General features: G+C 70.1%; 16 protein-coding genes. 9 read left to right on the plus strand and 7 right to left on the minus strand.

Annotation, left to right across the window (positions count from 1 at the left end):
- Nucleotides 1-25 precede the first annotated feature (25 nt).
- The 3 genes from ABZW18_RS27330 to ABZW18_RS27340 all read right to left on the minus strand — a co-directional run bounded on the left by ABZW18_RS27330 (nt 26) and on the right by ABZW18_RS27340 (nt 1,997).
- Nucleotides 26-601 (minus strand): TerD family protein, encoded by a 576-nt coding sequence (locus ABZW18_RS27330; RefSeq protein WP_356192222.1) that lies wholly within the window; start codon nt 599-601, stop codon nt 26-28.
- A 130-nt stretch (nt 602-731) separates the two neighbouring features.
- Nucleotides 732-1,196 (minus strand): peroxiredoxin, encoded by a 465-nt coding sequence (locus tag ABZW18_RS27335; protein WP_356192225.1) that lies wholly within the window; start codon nt 1,194-1,196, stop codon nt 732-734.
- 360 nt (nt 1,197-1,556) lie between these two features.
- On the minus strand, nt 1,557-1,997 hold the full coding sequence (locus ABZW18_RS27340; protein ID WP_356192227.1) for a DUF3052 domain-containing protein: 441 nt from the start codon (nt 1,995-1,997) through the stop codon (nt 1,557-1,559).
- Nucleotides 1,998-2,460: 463 nt separating this feature from the next.
- Here ABZW18_RS27340 and aceE point away from each other — a divergent pair, with 463 nt between their 5' ends.
- Nucleotides 2,461-5,208, plus strand: coding sequence for a pyruvate dehydrogenase (acetyl-transferring), homodimeric type (gene aceE, locus ABZW18_RS27345; RefSeq protein WP_356192229.1), 2,748 nt, complete (start codon nt 2,461-2,463; stop codon nt 5,206-5,208).
- 296 nt (nt 5,209-5,504) lie between these two features.
- Here the strand turns inward: aceE and ABZW18_RS27350 are convergent, their stop codons facing one another.
- Nucleotides 5,505-5,912 carry a peptidase inhibitor family I36 protein gene (locus ABZW18_RS27350; protein ID WP_356192259.1) on the minus strand — a complete coding sequence of 136 codons (408 nt, stop codon included), beginning with the start codon at nt 5,910-5,912 and terminating at the stop codon, nt 5,505-5,507.
- Between the two features lie 418 nt (nt 5,913-6,330).
- Here ABZW18_RS27350 and ABZW18_RS27355 point away from each other — a divergent pair, with 418 nt between their 5' ends.
- Nucleotides 6,331-7,578, plus strand: a complete 1,248-nt coding sequence (locus ABZW18_RS27355; protein WP_356192231.1) for an alpha/beta hydrolase — start codon at nt 6,331-6,333, stop codon at nt 7,576-7,578.
- 56 nt (nt 7,579-7,634) lie between these two features.
- Entirely contained in the window at nt 7,635-8,588 is a 954-nt protein-coding gene (locus tag ABZW18_RS27360; RefSeq protein WP_356192234.1) for a DUF4429 domain-containing protein, read from the plus strand.
- A gap of 155 nt (nt 8,589-8,743) precedes the next feature.
- Here ABZW18_RS27360 and ABZW18_RS27365 read toward each other — a convergent pair whose 3' ends face one another.
- Both ABZW18_RS27365 and ABZW18_RS27370 read right to left on the minus strand, forming a co-directional pair.
- The gene (locus tag ABZW18_RS27365) at nt 8,744-9,760 is read right to left on the minus strand and encodes an aldo/keto reductase (protein ID WP_356192237.1); all 1,017 of its coding nucleotides are present in this window, start codon (nt 9,758-9,760) and stop codon (nt 8,744-8,746) included.
- A 3-nt stretch (nt 9,761-9,763) separates the two neighbouring features.
- The gene (locus ABZW18_RS27370; protein WP_356192240.1) at nt 9,764-10,183 is read right to left on the minus strand and encodes a MerR family transcriptional regulator; all 420 of its coding nucleotides are present in this window, start codon (nt 10,181-10,183) and stop codon (nt 9,764-9,766) included.
- A gap of 141 nt (nt 10,184-10,324) precedes the next feature.
- Here ABZW18_RS27370 and ABZW18_RS27375 point away from each other — a divergent pair, with 141 nt between their 5' ends.
- Complete coding sequence (locus tag ABZW18_RS27375) at nt 10,325-11,164, plus strand: serine hydrolase domain-containing protein (RefSeq protein ID WP_356192242.1); 840 nt, start codon at nt 10,325-10,327, stop codon at nt 11,162-11,164.
- A gap of 358 nt (nt 11,165-11,522) precedes the next feature.
- Here ABZW18_RS27375 and ABZW18_RS27380 read toward each other — a convergent pair whose 3' ends face one another.
- Complete coding sequence (locus ABZW18_RS27380) at nt 11,523-12,173, minus strand: pirin family protein (RefSeq protein ID WP_356192245.1); 651 nt, start codon at nt 12,171-12,173, stop codon at nt 11,523-11,525.
- A 70-nt stretch (nt 12,174-12,243) separates the two neighbouring features.
- Here ABZW18_RS27380 and ABZW18_RS27385 point away from each other — a divergent pair, with 70 nt between their 5' ends.
- The 5 genes from ABZW18_RS27385 to fabF all read left to right on the plus strand — a co-directional run bounded on the left by ABZW18_RS27385 (nt 12,244) and on the right by fabF (nt 17,146).
- The gene (locus tag ABZW18_RS27385; RefSeq protein WP_356192248.1) at nt 12,244-13,428 is read left to right on the plus strand and encodes a helix-turn-helix domain-containing protein; all 1,185 of its coding nucleotides are present in this window, start codon (nt 12,244-12,246) and stop codon (nt 13,426-13,428) included.
- Nucleotides 13,429-13,517: 89 nt separating this feature from the next.
- The gene (locus ABZW18_RS27390) at nt 13,518-14,456 is read left to right on the plus strand and encodes an ACP S-malonyltransferase (RefSeq protein WP_356192262.1); all 939 of its coding nucleotides are present in this window, start codon (nt 13,518-13,520) and stop codon (nt 14,454-14,456) included.
- Nucleotides 14,457-14,469: 13 nt separating this feature from the next.
- Nucleotides 14,470-15,474, plus strand: a complete 1,005-nt coding sequence (locus ABZW18_RS27395; protein ID WP_356192250.1) for a ketoacyl-ACP synthase III — start codon at nt 14,470-14,472, stop codon at nt 15,472-15,474.
- Between the two features lie 85 nt (nt 15,475-15,559).
- Nucleotides 15,560-15,808, plus strand: coding sequence for an acyl carrier protein (locus tag ABZW18_RS27400; RefSeq protein WP_356192252.1), 249 nt, complete (start codon nt 15,560-15,562; stop codon nt 15,806-15,808).
- Nucleotides 15,809-15,883: 75 nt separating this feature from the next.
- Nucleotides 15,884-17,146 carry a beta-ketoacyl-ACP synthase II gene (gene fabF / locus ABZW18_RS27405; protein ID WP_356192254.1) on the plus strand — a complete coding sequence of 421 codons (1,263 nt, stop codon included), beginning with the start codon at nt 15,884-15,886 and terminating at the stop codon, nt 17,144-17,146.
- Nucleotides 17,147-17,366 lie beyond the last annotated feature (220 nt).

The raw sequence follows: 17,366 nt of genomic DNA on the forward strand, positions 1-17,366 counted from the left end.
CGGCGCCGGACGCGTGCGGGCGGGGTCAGACGTTGACGCCGAAGTCCTGCGCGATCCCGCGCAGACCCGATGCGTACCCCTGGCCGATGGCCCGGAACTTCCACTCCGCGCCATTGCGGTACAGCTCGCCGAAGACCATCGCGGTCTCGGTCGAGGCGTCCTCGCTCAGGTCATAGCGCGCCAGCTCGTTGTTGTCGGCCTGGTTCATGACCCGGATGTAGGCGTTGCGGACCTGGCCGAAGCTCTGCTGCCGGCTCTCGGCCTCGTAGATCGAGACCGGGAAGACGATCTTGGCGACATCGGCCGGCACCCCGGCGAGATTCACCTTGATGACCTCGTCGTCGCCCTCACCCTCACCGGTGAGGTTGTCACCGGTGTGCTCGACGGAGCCCTCGGGGCTCTTGAGGTTGTTGAAGAACACGAAGTTCTGGTCGTTGGCGACCTTGCCCTCGTCGTTCGTCAGCAGGGCGCTGGCGTCGAGATCGAAATCGCTACCGGTGGTGGTGCGCGCGTCCCAGCCCAAACCGACGATGACCGCGGTCAGGTTGGGGGCTGCCTTGGTCAGCGAGACGTTGCCGCCCTTGCTGAGGCTGACTCCCACGAGTCCTCCCAAAAAATTCGAGGGGTACGTAGACAACCTGCGCCCCCGTCGTTCGTGGCATCGGATCAACGAATCGATCCTAGTGAGCGGTTCCCCCCGGCTACAGGGGGTTTGCATCAGAGGATGTTCATCAGAGGGTATCCAGGGCCTTTACGTACTCACCGAGGTCACGAGCGTCGGGCAGACCGTTGACGACGGTCCAGCGGACGACGCCCTCCTTGTCGATGATGAAGGTGCCGCGCACCGCGCAGCCCTTCTCCTCGTCGAAGACGCCGTACGCACGCGAGGCCTCGCCGTGCGGCCAGAAGTCCGACAGGAGGGGGTAGTCCAGGCCCTCCTTCTCGGCGAACACCCGCAGAGTGAACGGGGAGTCGTTGGACACCGCGAGCAGCTGCACATCGTCGTTGACGAACTTCGGCAGCTCGTCGCGGAGCTCGCACAGCTCGCCGGTGCAGACGCCGGTGAAGGCGAACGGGTAGAAGAGCAGCACGACGTTCTTGCCGTCGGGGCCCCGGAAGTCCGAGAGCCGCACGGTCTCGCCGTGCTGATTCTTCAACTCGAGTTCCGGAGCCTTCGTACCGACCTCGATCGCCATGGGCGTATCCCTCTCTCGAGACGAGCCGGGCCCTGTTCTGGGCACCGGCGGGTTCGCGGCCAGTCTGTCACCGCGCGTCCGCGGCCCGGCAACCTCTGGCCTCCCCCGGCCTCCCCCCAGCACTGCGCGGCGAAACAGCCCCGGGCAGCAGAACTCCGGCCCCGGCGACAGCGTCGCCGGGGCCGGAGATGAGATGAGGAGTTACAGGCCGAGATCCCGCGCGGCTGGGGAGAGCTGCGGAGCAGGCCGCAAGGCGGCGCGCAGCAGTGGGCGTCCCGCCCCGGCAGCGGCTACGAGTGATACGAGCAGCTGCTGCCGCGGCGGGCGTGGCGGCGCGGTTCGGCGTGGTCCGGAAACGTCCTAGCGTTTGCCGGAGCGGGCGGCCTTGGGAGTGACCAGGCGGCTGCCGGTCCAGTCCTTGCCCGCATTGACGCTGCTGGTCTGCGCCAGGCCGGCGGTCTGCGCGGCCTCGCCGATGTCGCTCGGCTCGACGTATCCGTCGCGGCCGGTCTTCGGCGTCATCAGCCAGATCGGCGCACCGTCGTCGATCGTCGTGGTGGCGTCCACCAGCGCGTCCGTCAGGTCGCCGTCGTCCTCCCGGAACCACAGCACGACGGCGTCGGCCACATCGTCGTAATCCTCGTCGACGAGCTCCTGGCCGGTGACGGCCTCGATGCCCTCGCGGAGCTCCTGCTCGACGTCGTCGTCGTAGCCGATCTCCTGGACCACCTGTCCGGGCTGGAAACCCAGCCTGGCGGCAGGGTTGGTCCGCTCCTCCGCGTGGTCCGCGGTCGCGCTCACGGATTGCCTCCTGTCATGTTTCGTGAAGATGCCTGTTGTCTCGCGTGTACGCGAGCCTCTTGGCCGTAGTCCACACGGGCCGGGCTGTTCGCGCAAGTACCCAGCTGCCGATCCCGCCCAAACGTTGACGTCTCGACCCAAGATGCACGAGCAGAGTGATACGCGCCACACCGATGTGCCGGGTTTGTGCGGTCCCGGAAATTCGCCGTCCCGATCGGAATCGAGACGGGCGCGTACCAGGGGCGAACAGCCGTACGCCGACCACTCCGCGCCTGGGCGTAAGGTTGCGATTTGGCCGACTAACAGTCGGTGCCCGTAAGGGCCCCGTCTCACAGAGTGGTGGTTACCACTCAGTAGAGATGACGTTTCCGCCCCCCGAGGTACACGATGGGAGGCGGCGCGACACCAGCAGAGCGCGAAATCCATTGCGTGCACAGCACGACCGAAACAGCGAAGGAACAGCGTGGCTTCCGGATCCGATCGCAACCCGATCATCATTGGCGGCCTTCCCAGCCAGGTCCCGGACTTTGATCCCGAAGAGACCCGGGAATGGCTCGACTCGCTCGACGCCGCCGTCGACGAGCGGGGCCGTGAGCGTGCCCGCTACCTGATGCTCCGCCTCATCGAGCGCGCCCGTGAGAAGCGCGTCGCGGTGCCCGAGATGCGCAGCACGGACTACATCAACACCATCGCGACCAAGGACGAGCCGTTCTTCCCCGGCCACGAGGAGATCGAGCGCAAGGTCCTGAACGCGACCCGCTGGAACGCGGCGGTGATGGTCTCCCGCGCGCAGCGCCCGGGCATCGGAGTCGGCGGCCACATCGCCACCTTCGCCTCCTCGGCGTCGCTCTACGACGTGGGCTTCAACCACTTCTTCCGCGGCAAGGACGAGGGCGACGGCGGCGACCAGATCTTCTTCCAGGGGCATGCCTCCCCCGGTATCTACGCCCGGGCGTACCTCCTGGACCGGCTTAACGAGCAGCAGCTCGACGGCTTCCGCCAGGAGAAGTCCAAGGCTCCCTACGGCCTGTCCAGCTACCCGCACCCGCGGCTGATGCCGGACTTCTGGGAGTTCCCGACCGTCTCCATGGGCCTCGGCCCGCTGGGCGCGATCTTCCAGGCGCGGATGAACCGTTACATGGAGGCGCGCGGCATCGCCGACACCTCCAAGTCGCATGTGTGGGCCTACCTCGGCGACGGCGAGATGGACGAGCCGGAGTCGCTCGGCCAGCTGTCGATCGCGGCCCGTGAGGGCCTGGACAACCTGACCTTCGTGGTCAACTGCAACCTGCAGCGGCTCGACGGACCGGTCCGCGGCAACGGCAAGATCATGCAGGAGCTCGAGTCGTACTTCCGCGGCGCCGGCTGGAATGTGATCAAGCTGGTCTGGGACCGCAGCTGGGACCCGCTGCTCGCGCAGGACCGGGACGGCGTGCTGGTCAACAAGCTGAACACGACCCCCGACGGCCAGTTCCAGACGTACGCCACCGAGACCGGTTCGTACATCCGCGAGCACTTCTTCGGTGACGACCTGCGGCTGCGCAGGATGGTCGAGGGCATGACCGACGACCAGATCCTGTACCTGGGCCGCGGCGGTCACGACCACAGGAAGATCTACGCGGCCTACGCTGCGGCCAAGGCCCACAAGGGCCAGCCGACCGTGATCCTCGCGCAGACCGTCAAGGGCTGGACGCTCGGCCCGAACTTCGAGGGCCGCAACGCGACCCACCAGATGAAGAAGCTGACGGCCGACGACCTCAAGCGCTTCCGCGACCGGCTGCACATCCCGATCACGGACAAGGAGCTGGAGTCCGGCACGCCGCCGTACTACCACCCGGGGCGGGACTCCGAGGAAATCCAGTACATGCACGACCGTCGCAAGTCGCTGGGTGGCTATGTGCCGACCCGCGTCGTGCGGTCGAAGCCGCTGGACCTCCCGGACGACAAGGCCTACGCGGCCGTGAAGAAGGGCTCCGGCCAGCAGTCGATCGCCACCACCATGGCCTTCGTCCGGCTGCTGAAGGACCTCATGCGGGACAAGGAGATCGGCAAGCGTTTCGTGCTGATCGCCCCCGACGAGTACCGCACCTTCGGAATGGACTCGTTCTTCCCGTCGGCGAAGATCTACAACCCGCTGGGCCAGCAGTACGAGGCCGTGGACCGCGATCTGCTGCTGGCGTACAAGGAGTCCCCGACCGGCCAGATGCTGCACGACGGCATCTCCGAGGCGGGCTGCACGGCCTCGCTCATCGCGGCGGGCTCCGCCTATGCCACGCACGGTGAGCCGCTGATCCCGGTATACGTCTTCTACTCGATGTTCGGGTTCCAGCGCACCGGTGACCAGTTCTGGCAGATGGCCGACCAGCTCGCGCGCGGCTTCGTCCTGGGCGCGACCGCCGGCCGTACGACGCTGACCGGCGAGGGCCTGCAGCACGCGGACGGGCATTCGCAGCTGCTCGCCTCGACCAACCCGGCGGTCGTCGCCTACGACCCGGCGTTCGGCTACGAGATCGCGCACATCGTCAAGGACGGTCTGCGCCGGATGTACGGCTCGTCCGACGAGCACCCGCACGGCGAGGACGTCTTCTACTACCTCACCGTCTACAACGAGCCGATCCAGCACCCGGCCGAGCCGGCCGATGTGGATGTCGAGGGCATCCTCAAGGGCCTCCACCGCTACAAGGCGGCCGAGCAGGGCACCATTCCGGCGCAGATCCTCGCCTCCGGTGTCGCCGTGCCGTGGGCCATCGAGGCACAGCAGATGCTCGCGGAGGAGTGGAACGTCAAGGCGGACGTCTGGTCGGCGACCTCCTGGAACGAGCTGCGCCGCGACGCCGTCGACACGGAGCGGCACAACCTGCTGCACCCGGAGGAGGAGCAGCGCGTCCCGTACGTGACGCGGAAGCTGCAGAGCGCCGAGGGCCCGAAGGTGGCCGTGTCCGACTGGATGCGCGCCGTCCCGGACCAGATCGCACGCTGGGTACCGGGCACGTACCAGTCGCTGGGCGCCGACGGCTTCGGCTTCGCCGACACCCGTGGTGCGGCCCGTCGCTTCTTCCACATCGACGCGCAGTCGATCGTCCTCGGCGTGCTCACGGAGCTGGCCCGGGACGGCAAGATCGACCGCTCGGTGCTGAAGCAGGCGATCGACCGCTACAAGCTGCTCGATGTGGCAGCGGCCGACCCGGGCGTCGCGGGCGGCGACGCGTAAGCGCCCTCGAAAGGCGGCTCCGCCGCGTGGCTGCGCGCTGACGGCCACAAGATGCACCGCCTCGGCCCCGACCGGTACACCCGGCCGGGGCCGAGGCATCGGCGTGAGCGGGTGCGCCGGTCGGACCGTCCGTGCCGGGCGCCGTGGACCCGGCGGCCCGGTTCGCGCCCTCCTCCGAACCCCTGGCCTCGTCCGGACCGCCGGCGTGGGCCGCCCAGCGGGTGGCCCGTGGCGCCGGGGGCGACCGGCGGGCGGCATGTGACGGGCGCGGATTGCGCCGTGAGCACGGCGCCCCATCAGCTCTCCCAGATCTTGAAGGCCCTGACCTGGTAAGGGGATTGGGGCACCCAGCTGCCGCCGCCCGGATACGTATCGAATTCGCCCGTCTCCGCGCACTCGGCGCTCTGGTACGTGGTGACGGGCCGGCCGGTGCGGTTCGCCAACGACCCGGCACTGAGGCCGTCCGGCAGCGGGACACAGCTCTCGATGTCGGTGCCCGAGAGCTCGTACGTCCGCCCCGCGCCGCGGAAGTCGGCGCGCTCCCACAGGCACAGCCGGCCGGGCTCGCAGGCACCGAGCCGCGGGGCGGGGGCCGAGACCCGCGGTGCCGTCGTGGCAACGCCGGCACTGGCCGTGGTGGCCACGCCCGGGACCAGGGCTACGGCAGTGGCGGACAAGGCAGCCGCGGTGACGGTGTGGCGCATGGTGTTCGTGATGGTGCTGCGCATATGGATCACTCCCCCGTGTCGGTTCTCACTCTCTTTACACCGCAGCCTCACCATCGGTTCCCGCCGTCGCCAAGGGGGTTGATCATGGATCACCCTGATAGGGGCAGTTGCACCAAGGGGCCCGGCAGCGTAGATCCCGGCCCGCGATGTTGACGCCGCGCCCGCCGCCGGAGGTGTGACACCGCTACAGGCCCAGCAGCGTGAACCGGATCACCCAGGACCGGGCGACCACCTCGGTCCGCCGCTCGCGGAAGGTCGGCATGACCACGGGCTGTAAGACCTCTCCCCCAGGATGGCCCCTGACATTCGATATGCGGCGAATGGACCGGCATGAAACGTGAGTTGCATCACCCCTCACACGAGCGCACTCGAGCGTCTCCTAGGGTGTCCCGCAGTGTCTTCTTTCCCTGAGCTCGGCTCTCCCCCCACATCATGGTTCGGCGACTCCCCGGTTTGGCGCACGGTGCTCGCCCTTGCCGTTGTGTTCGTCATGCTGGCAACCACCGGCTGGACGGCCATCCGGAACCACGGGCCGGACCCCGGACCTCGCGAAGCGGCAGTCACCGCTTGGCTGAACGGCTCTGTCGACGGCCGTGAGCTGCCCGACCCCGAGGCGCCCCCGGCCACCCTTGCCGAGTTCTTCCGCTCCCTGAACCCCACCCAGGAGAACCGCCTGGCCAGGCAGTATCCGCTGGTCGTCGGCAACCTGGGCGGCGCGCCGGTGAAGCTTCGATATCAGGCGAACCGGATCGCCCTGGACGAGGCCCGCAAGACGGCGAAGAAGCGGCTGAACGACAAACATCTGACCGATGTGGGCCGGCAGCAGGCCGGGCGCCTCATGCACCGGTTCGAGTCGATGCTGAGCCGCGGGCGCCAGATCCTCGCCTTCGACCCGACCGGGCCGGGCCGCGCCGCCGAGGTCTTCGGCGACCTCTCCCGCGCCCGCCAGGTGTCGGTCGTCGTGCCCGGGGTGGACACCAATCTGGTGAATTTCGAGCGGTCTCAGCGCCAGACGAGCGCCCCGGTGGGTATGGCGCGCTCCCTGTACAACGCCGAGCGCGCGGAGCGCCCGGGAGCCCGTACCGCCGTCGTGGCCTGGGCGGATTACACCGCTCCGGCAGGCCTCGGCATGGACGCGGCGATCGGCCGGCTCGCGGAGGACGGAGCGGTACGGCTGCGCGCCCTCGTCGACTCGCTGCCCGCCACCTCGCCGGTCTCGCGCGTCTCACTGTTCTGCCACAGCTACGGCTCCGTGGTCTGCGGCGTCGCCGCGAGCAAGCTTCCCCCGACGGTCACCGACATCGCGGTGGCCGGCAGCCCCGGTATGCGGACCGAGAGCGCCGCGGGGCTCGGCACCCGGGCCCGCGTATGGGCCACCCGGGACGCCGACGACTGGATCCAGGACATCCCGAACCTGGAGATCGGACAGCTGGGACACGGCGCCGACCCGGTCGCCGAGGGCTTCGGCGCACGGGTGCTGTCCGCGCGCGGCGCCGTCGGCCACACCGGGTACTTCGATCCCGGCACCGACAGCCTGGAGAACTTCGCCGAGATCGGGGTCGGCGCGCTCGACTCCGTGACCTGCGCGTCCGGACCCGCCGGCGACTGCCGGCCCGACGTGACCGGGCCCGAAGAGGTTTGACGCGCGTAGCGCACAGAGGGGGGACGGGCGGGCGACCGCCACATACGATGAGCCGCATGGGTGATGTGCTGGCCGGTTTTCACACCGTCTGGGAGTTCGACACGGACTCCGTGCTCATCCGCTTCGAACGGGGGATCCGTACGCCGAAGCTGTTCCAGGTGCTCGGCGAGCGGCGCGTCCCCTACGAGGCGCTGGCGGCGGTGGAGCTCACTCACGGCAAACGGGGGGCAGTGGCACTGCGGGCCGTGCCCCGGCGCGGCGCGGATCCGCTCATGGACGCGGCGGACGGGCAGCTGAAGACGGGCTGCGATCCGTACCGGCTGGTGCTGCCGGCAGAGCGGGAGACGCTCGCCGGGTACTACGCGGACGAGATGCGCGCGGCGCTGGGAGACACGGTGGACGAGCCGTCCGACCGGTATCTGGTCATGGCGCCCCCACCGCCACTGAACTTCAAGGCGTACGACGGCAAGGCCTCCTTCGACGGGAGGTCCGTCGCTTTCCGGTGGTTCTGGACGGGCGCCTCCTCCGCGAAGTGGAAGGCCGGCGACCAGACCTTCCCGGTGACCGAGCTGGCCGATGTGAGGTGGCGCTCGCCCGACGTTCTGGGCGGCCATCTGCGACTGGTGCGCCGCGGGGCGGACGGTGTGCGGGCGGCGGAGGGCGGCACCGGCTCCGGAACCGCTACGGGCTCCGGTGCCGGGCGCCCGGCACACCCCGGTGCCGCCGACCAGGACCCGGCCGCGGTCGTCTTCGGCCTCGGTTACGGGCTGGTGCACGAGTCGCTGCCGTTCGCGGCGTCGGTGCTGGAGGCAGTGCGGGCGGCCGGGCCGGAGGAGGGCACAGCCGTGACCGGGCACGCGCCTCGGACGATCGGCCACGGCAAGGGGGCCCGGCCCCATCCCGCGGACATCGCGGACCGCATCCGGCACCTGGGAGCGCTGCACGAGGCGGGGCTGCTGACGGACGACGAGTTCAGCTCGAAGAAGGCGGAGCTGCTCGCGGAGCTCTAGGTCCGTCCGGCGGACTCGCGGCCCGGCCGATTCACCCCCGATCACCGGCGGACACCCATCGGGTCGAACGAAACGCAGAGCCGACCTGCCCGGCCTACCCGCCCCTGCCCGAACTTCCAGGCCGTTGCTCCACCGCCGCATGCCCTCCGCGGCCGCTACTCGCGGCCTGCAGACGTGAACCTCATGTCGGCGTAGCGCCCGCCCGCGACCTTGTCGGCGATCGGCTCCAGGAGAGCCGACTCGTCCTCGGTCAGCACCAGGCGCGTCGCGGCGGCGTTCTCCACCAGCCGGCTCCGCTTACGGGTGCCAGGGATCGGCACCACGGTCAGCCCGTGCACCTGGGCCCGCTGCTGCACCCAGGCCAGAGCGATCTGGCCGAGAGTCGCGCCACGCGCCTCCGCCACGGCCCGTACGGGCTCCAGGAGTGCCGCGTTCGCCGCCGCGTTGTCCCCGCTGAAGCGGGGCATGCCCCTGCGATAGTCGTTCCCGGCCAGCTCACTGTCGGCGTTGACGAACGCACCCGTCAGGAAGCCGCGCCCAAGCGGCGAGTACGGCACGAAGGCGACCCCCAGCCCGGCCGCCGCCGGCACGACCGTCCGCTCGACATCGCGGCTGAAAACCGACCACTCGGACTGGACGGCGGCGATCGGGTGCACGGCGTGTGCGGCGCGCAGTTCGTCGCCCGTGACCTCGCTCAGGCCCAGCTGCTTGACCTTCCCCTCCTGGACCAACTCGGCCATCGCGCCGACGCTTTCCTCGATCGGCACGTTCACGTCGCGCCGGTGCATGTAGTAGAGGTCGATCTCCTCCACACCGAGGCGCCGCAGGCTTCCCTCGATGGACTCGCGGATGTACGGGCGGTCGTTCCGGATGCCGCGGAAGTGCGGGTCGTCGGCCTTGCGGACGATGGCGAACTTCGTCGCCAGGGTGATCTCGTCGCGGTGCGCCCGGACGAACGGGGCGATGAACTCCTCGTTCGCACCCGAGCCGTACACATCGGCGGTGTCGAACAGGGTGACGCCCGCCTCCAGCGCCGCGCCGAGCGTCTCCCGCGCGGCCGCGTCATCGGTGTCACCGTAGAACTCGCTCATGCCCATGCAGCCGAGCCCCTGCACACCGACCAGGGGGCCTCCGGTCCCCAGTTCCACCTGCGCGATCTTCTCGTTGCTCATCAGTCAGGCCCTCTCCGACGCCCGCCGGGCGTCCGCATAAATTTCGATCTTGAAGTCGAGGACCGCGAGGGTGTCCTGCAGCTCGGCGATCCTCTGCCGCACGCCGTCACGGTGCGCCTTGAGCAGGTCCTGCCGCTCGGCGAACGTGTGCTCGCCCGCCCGAACCAGCTCGGCGTACCGGACCATGTCCGCGACCGGCATCCCGGTCAGCCGCAGCTTGCCGACGAAGGCGAGCCAGTCGAGGTCGCGGTTGCTGTAGCGCCGCTGACCGGTGTGCGAACGGTCGACGTGCGGCATCAGGCCGATCCGCTCGTACCAGCGCAGCGTGTACGCGGTGAGCCCGGTCCAGGTGGCGACCTCGCTGATCGTGTAGTGGTCCTGCCCGCCTGGCCGCGGGTGCGGGGCGGTCGCCGTCACGGTCATGCCGTCACCATCCTTCGCAGGTCGGAACCCTCGCGACGACGTCAACGCTAGAGAGCTGGAGTGCACTCCAAGCAAGTGCGTTCCGCCATCGCTTTCCGGCCATACGACGAGCGCTTGCGGCCCCGCGTTAGGCTCGGGCCCATGCACAGCCTGCGCATGATCGAGAACTGGCCGGTTTCCACCGCGGCAGCCGCCGTCGTACGGGCGGACGGTTCGCTCGCCGGGTCCCACGGACCGACGGGCCACCGTTTCCCGCTCGCTTCGGTCACCAAGCCGCTCGCCGCCTACGCCGCGCTCGTCGCGGTCGAGGAGGGCGCGGTGGAACTCGACGAGCCCGCCGGGCCGGAGGGCTCAACGGTCCGGCACCTGCTCGCGCACACCTCCGGGCTCGCCTTCGACGAGAACCGCGCGATGTCCGCGCCCGGCAAGCGCCGGCTCTACTCCAACGCGGGCTTCGAGGCCCTGGGCGACCACATCGCCAAGGCCACGGGCATCCACTTCGCCGACTACCTCCGTCAGGCGGTCCTCGACCCCCTGGGCATGGCCGCCACCGATCTGCAGGGCTCCCCTGCCAAGGACGGCGTCTCGACCGTCGACGACCTGGTCCGCTTCGCCGCCGAGCTCCAGGCTCCGCAGGTGCTGCATCCGCAGACCGTCGCGGAGGCGGTCTCGGTGGTCCACCCGGGCCTGTCCGGTGTGCTGCCGGGCTATGGCAACCAGAAGGCCAACGACTGGGGACTCGGCTTCGAGATCCGCGACTCCAAGTCCCCGCACTGGACCGGCTCCACGTCCTCGCCGCGCACCTTCGGCCACTTCGGCCAGTCCGGCACCTTCCTGTGGGTCGACCCGGACGCGGGCGCCGCCTGCGTGGTGCTCACGGACCTCGCTTTCGGCCAGTGGGCGATCGACGCGTGGCCGCCCTTCACGGACGCCGTACTCGCCGAACTCGCCGAACTCGCCCAGGGCGTGTCTCAAAAGTAGCGGGCCCAGTGGGAGGTCCGGACCCCACGGCATCCGGTGCCGGGTGCACCTCCCGGCCAGGAGCTGGGGAAGATCGCAGTGCGCCCGTACGCGGACCATCCGTACCCCGGGTGGTCCGCGTACGCCGAGCAGGCCGCCTAGGCCGGGTCGCCCGCATACGCCCGGGCAGGCGCGTACGGCTCTTCGCGCGTCGGGCAGCCTCCGGCGCTGCGCCTCACGGGCAGTCCGGGTAGGCCGGGTGCCACCCGTACGCCGTGTCGCCCGCGTACGCCGGGCAGTCCGCGTACGCCGTGTCGCCCGCTACGCCGGGCAGTCCGCATACGGCTCTTCGCGCGTCGGCAGCCTCCGGCGCTGAGCCTCACATCTCCCACATCAGCAGCTCGGCCGGTCCCGCGGCGGTCATATCCAAGTCCCGGGCCTCGGTGATCCGCGCGGCGTCCCCCGGCTCCAACACCTCGTCCGCCAGCCGCACTTCGCCACGCACCACATGCAGATACACCCGCGCGGCGTCCGGCAGCGCGGCGCGCTCCCCGCCGGCGAGGCGCCGGATGTGCAGCTCCGCCCCGGCCGGTTCCAGCGCGTACGGGGTGCCGTCGGCGATGCCGCGGACGATCTCGTACGACGGCTCGCCGCCCGGATCCGCCGGTTCCAGCCACATCTGGACGAACCTGAGCGGCTCCGCGCCGTCATTGCGCTCCACATGCCGCACGCCGCCGCCCGCGCTGAGCCGCTGTACGTCACCGGGCCGTACGACCGACGCGTGGCCCGAGGAGTCGCGGTGGGTGAGCTCCCCCTCGACGACCCAGGTGACGATCAGGACATCGCGGTGCGGATGCTCGTCGAAGCCCGCCCCCGGCGCGAGCCGCTCCTCGTTGCAGGCGACGAGCGCCCCGAAACGCACATTGCCGGGGTCGTAGTACGGCCCGAAGGAGAAGGCGTGCAGCGTCTCGATCCCCGTCTCCGGGTCGCCGCCTTGATAGCGCTCCCGGCCCCGCCACAGCTGAATCACCCTGCCACCGTACCGAGGCGCGAGGGAGGGGGCAGGGCAGGGACCGCGCGGTATGAGGCAGTCTTGTCACGTGTCTGAATCCGGATCCGCCGAAGCTCACCTCCACGCCGCGACCCTGCGGCGGCTGGAGCAGTCCTCCGGCCGCCTCGCCGCGAACGCCATCGCCCGCATGGGCGAGACGCTGCCGTGGTACCGCGCCATGCCACCGGAGAACCGCTCCTGGATCGGCCTCGTCGCCCAGGCCGGTATCGCCGCCTTCACCGAGTGGTTCCGGCACCCGGAGACCCCGCAGGCCATCAGCACGGACGTCTTCGGCACCGCGCCTCGCGAGCTGACCCGCGCGATCACCCTGCGCCAGACCGTCGAAATGGTCCGGACCACGATCGAGGTCATGGAGTCGGCCATCGACGAGGTGGCGGCCCCCGGCGACGAGTCCGCGCTGCGCGAGGCCCTGCTCATCTACGCCCGCGAGATCGCCTTCGCCACCGCCCAGGTGTACGCCCAGGCCGCCGAGGCCCGCGGCGCCTGGGACGCCCGCCTGGAGTCGCTGGTGGTCAACGCCGTGCTCTCCGGCGAGGCCGACGAGGGCGCCCTGTCCCGCGCCGCCGCCCTCGGCTGGAACTCCCCCGAGCACGTGATCGTCGTCCTCGGCACCGCCCCGGACGGCGACAGCGAACTCACCGTCGAGGCGATCCGGCGTGCCGCCCGGCACGCCAAGCTCCAGGTCCTCACCGGGGTGCTCGGTGACCGTCTGGTGGTGATCGCGGGCGGCAGCGACGACCCGATCCGTACGGCGAAGGATCTGATCGGCCCGTTCGCCGCCGGGCCCGTGGTCGCCGGCCCGGTGGTCGGCGACCTGGTCTCCGCCACCCGCTCCGCGCATGCCGCCGCCGCGGGGCTGCGGGCGTGTGCGGCCTGGCCGGATGCCCCGCGCCCCGTCATCGCGGACGATGTGCTGCCCGAACGGGCCATGGCCGGAGATGCCTCAGCCCGCGAGCAATTGGTGGAGGAGATCTACAGACCACTGGAGGAAGCGGGCTCGGCGCTGCTGGAAACGCTGAGCGTCTACCTCGAGCAGGCGAGCAGTCTGGAGGGCGCTGCTCGGATGCTGTTCGTCCACCCCAACACCGTGCGCTACCGGCTTCGACGTGTGACCGACGTCACCGGATGGTCACCCTCCGATGTACGTTCCGCGTTCACACTGCGTGTCGCCCTGATTCTTGGGCGTCTGGCAGACGCTGAAATGCAACTCTAGTCTTTTGTCGGACACCCACAATTCCCCCGACTGTTCTTGGTCCCTGTCCCCACCGGCGGCCGGGACCTTCCACAAGAGAGAGTGTGAGAGTGCTCGTACTCGTCGCTCCCGGCCAAGGTGCTCAGGCGCCCGGCTTCCTCGCCCCCTGGCTCGATCTCCCCGGTGTCACCGAACGCCTCAAGTGGTGGTCGGCCGTCTCCGGCCTCGACCTGATCCACTACGGCACCGAGGCCGACGCGGAGCAGATCCGCGACACGGCCGTGGCTCAGCCGCTCCTCGTCGCCTCCGGTCTGATCTCCACGCTGTCGGTCTTCCCCGAGTCGTTCGAGGGCTCCGGTCCGGTGGGCGTCGTGGCCGGTCACAGCGTTGGCGAGATCACCGCGGCGGCTGCTACGGGCGTCATCACGGCAGAGGCCGCGATGGTCCTCGTACGGCAGCGCGGACTGGCGATGGCCAAGGCCGCCGCTGTCACCGAGACCGGTATGTCCGCAGTGCTGGGCGGCGACCCCGACGCGGTGGTGAAACACCTGGAGAAGCTGAACCTGACCGCGGCGAACATGAACGGCGCCGGCCAGATCGTCGCCGCGGGCACCGCTGAGCAGCTGGCGGCTCTGACCGCCGAGAAGCCGGAGAAGGCCCGGGTCATCCCGCTGAAGGTCGCCGGCGCGTTCCACACCGAGCACATGGCGCCCGCGGTCTCCACACTGGAGGACCTGGTCCCCGGTGTCACGGTCCACGACCCCCGCACCCCGTTCGTCTCCAACTCCGACGGCCGGGTCGTGCGGTCAGGTGAGGAGATCGTGCGCCGCGTGGTCGCCCAGGTGTCCAACCCGGTCCGCTGGGACCTGTGCATGGAGACCTTCAAGGAGCTCGGTGTCACTGCGATGATCGAGGTGTGCCCGGGTGGCACGCTGACCGGCCTGGCCAAGCGTGCTTTGCCCGGGGTGCGGACTGTCGCTCTGAAGACCCCGGACGACCTCGACGCCGCCCGCGCGCTGGTCGCCGAGCACGTCGCCCACGCCGAATAGGAGCCGCGAGAGCATGACCGCGAAGATCAAGCCCAGCAAGGGTTCCCCGTATGCGCGCATCCTCGGTGTAGGCGGCTACCGCCCGACCCGGGTGGTGCCGAACGAGGAGATCCTCAAGCACATCGACTCGTCCGACGAGTGGATCCGCTCCCGTTCCGGCATCGCCAGCCGGCACTGGGCCGGCCCGGACGAGACTGTCGCCGAGATGTCGCTCGAGGCGGCGGGCAAGGCCATCGCTGAGGCGGGGATCACCGCCGGTCAGATCGGTGGCGTGATCGTCTCCACCGTCTCGCACTTCAAGCAGACCCCGGCCGTCGCGACCGAGATCGCGCACCGGATCGGCGCGGGCAGGCCTGCCGCGTTCGACATCTCCGCGGGATGCGCGGGCTTCACCTACGGACTGACTCTCGCCAAGGGCATGATCACCGAGGGCAGCGCGGAGTACGTCCTGGTCATCGGGGTCGAGCGGCTGTCGGACCTGACCGATCTGGAGGACCGCGCGACGGCCTTCCTGTTCGGTGACGGCGCCGGCGCGGTCGTCGTCGGCCCGGCCAAGGAGCCGGAGATGGGCCCCACGGTGTGGGGCTCGGAGGGCGACAAGTCCGAGACCATCAAGCAGACTGTGTCGTGGGACGCCTACCGCGACCGGACCGACGTCCGCTTCCCGGCCATCACCCAGGAGGGCCAGACGGTCTTCCGCTGGGCGGTGTACGAGATGGCGAAGATTGCCCAGCAGGCGCTGGACGCGGCCGGAATGACCACGGACGACCTGGACGTCTTCATCCCGCACCAGGCCAATATGCGGATCATCGACTCGATGGTGAAGACCCTCAAACTGCCGGAGCACGTCACGGTCGCCCGTGACGTGGAGACCACCGGCAACACCTCGGCCGCCTCGATTCCGCTCGCGATGGAGCGGCTTCTGGCGACCGGGCAGGCGAAGAGCGGTGACACCGCGCTCGTCATCGGCTTCGGGGCGGGTCTCGTCTACGCCGCGACGGTCGTTACTCTCCCCTAGGGCAGATCCACGCAGCCCGGGCCATCCGGGCAGCCGCCGTCCCACCACAAGTGCAGCACCGAAAAGACACCGAAGGAGCGCCGCAATGGCCGCCACTCAGGAAGAGATCGTCGCCGGTCTCGCCGAGATCGTGAACGAGATCGCCGGAATCCCCACCGAGGATGTCCAGCGCGACAAGTCGTTCACCGATGACCTGGACGTCGACTCGCTGTCCATGGTCGAGGTCGTCGTCGCCGCCGAGGAGCGCTTCGACGTGAAGATCCCGGACGACGACGTCAAGAACCTCAAGACCGTCGGCGACGCCGTCGACTACATCGCCAAGCACCAGGCCTGATCCAGCCGAGCGCTAGTCGCCACCCTGCGGTGGCGCCGTCATTCGGACCCCTCGACACGTGGAGAAAGAATTCCTGTGAACGCGACCAATCGCACCGTGGTCGTCACCGGTATCGGCGCAACCACACCACTGGGTGGCGACAGCGCATCGACCTGGGAAGGTCTGATTGCCGGCCGCTCCGGTGTCAGCCTGCTCGAGCAGGACTGGGCCGAGCAGCTGCCGGTACGTATCGCGGCGCAGATCGCCGTTGACCCCACGGAGATCATCCCCCGGCCGCAGGCCCGCAAGCTGGACCGCTCGGCGCAGTTCGCGCTGATCGCGGCGCGCGAGGCGTGGGCCGACGCGGGTTTCACCGCCAAGGCGGGTGAGGACTCAGCCATCGACCCCGACCGGCTGGGCGCGGTCATCGCCTCCGGCATCGGCGGCGTAACGACTCTGCTTGATCAGTACGACGTGCTGAAGGAGAAGGGCGTACGCCGCGTCTCCCCGCACACCGTGCCGATGCTGATGCCGAACAGCCCGTCGGCCAACGTCGGCCTGGAGGTTGGCGCCCGAGCCGGCGTGCACACCCCGGTGAGCGCCTGCGCGTCCGGCGCCGAGGCGATCGGGTACGCCATCGAGATGATCCGCACCGGACGGGCCGATGTGGTCGTGGCCGGCGGCACCGAAGCGGCCATCCACCCGCTGCCCATCGCCGCGTTCGGCAACATGATGGCGATGTCGAAGAACAACGACGACCCGCAGGGCGCCTCCCGGCCGTACGACACGGGCCGTGACGGCTTCGTGCTCGGCGAGGGCGCCGGCGTGGTCATTCTGGAGTCCGCCGAGCACGCCGCCCAGCGCGGCGCGCGGATCTACGCCGAGGCCCTCGGCCAGGGCATCTCCGCGGACAGCCACCACATCACCCAGCCCGAGCCGTCGGGCAACGGCATCGCGCACGCGCTGCAGAACCTGCTGGCCAACACGGACCTCAAGCCCGCCGAGATCGCGCACATCAACGCGCACGCCACCTCGACCCCGCAGGGCGACGTGGCCGAGATCAAGGCGCTGCGCAAGATCTTCGGCGACGACGTGGACCACATGGCCCTGTCCGGTACGAAGTCCATGACCGGCCACCTCCTCGGCGGTGCGGGCGGCGTGGAGACCGTGGCCAGCGTCCTGGCGCTGTACAACCGGATCGCTCCGCCGACGATCAACATCGACAACCTCGACCCCGAGGCCGATGCGGACGTCGTGCGCGGCGAGGCCCGCCCGCTCCCCGAGGGCACCATCGCGGCCCTCAACGACTCGTTCGGCTTCGGCGGTCACAACGTCGTCCTGGCGTTCAGGACGGTCTGAGCGGACGGTGTCCACCAGCCGGTCGTAGGACAACGGCCCGGCATGCCACAGGCGGGCCCAGTTCGCCGGCCGCGTCCGTACCGTCCGAGTACATGTGAGGAGGCCCGCCCCCGGGCCCCCGCCCCGGGGGGCGGCCCCGCGGGGCCCCCCCCCCCCCCCACCCCGCCCCCCCCCCACCGCCCCGCGGAGGGGGGGGGCCCGGGCCCCCCCCCCCCGGGCC

Origin of the sequence: Streptomyces sp. NPDC004647, from assembly GCF_040609575.1 — a bacterium.
Lineage (GTDB): Bacteria > Actinomycetota > Actinomycetes > Streptomycetales > Streptomycetaceae > Streptomyces.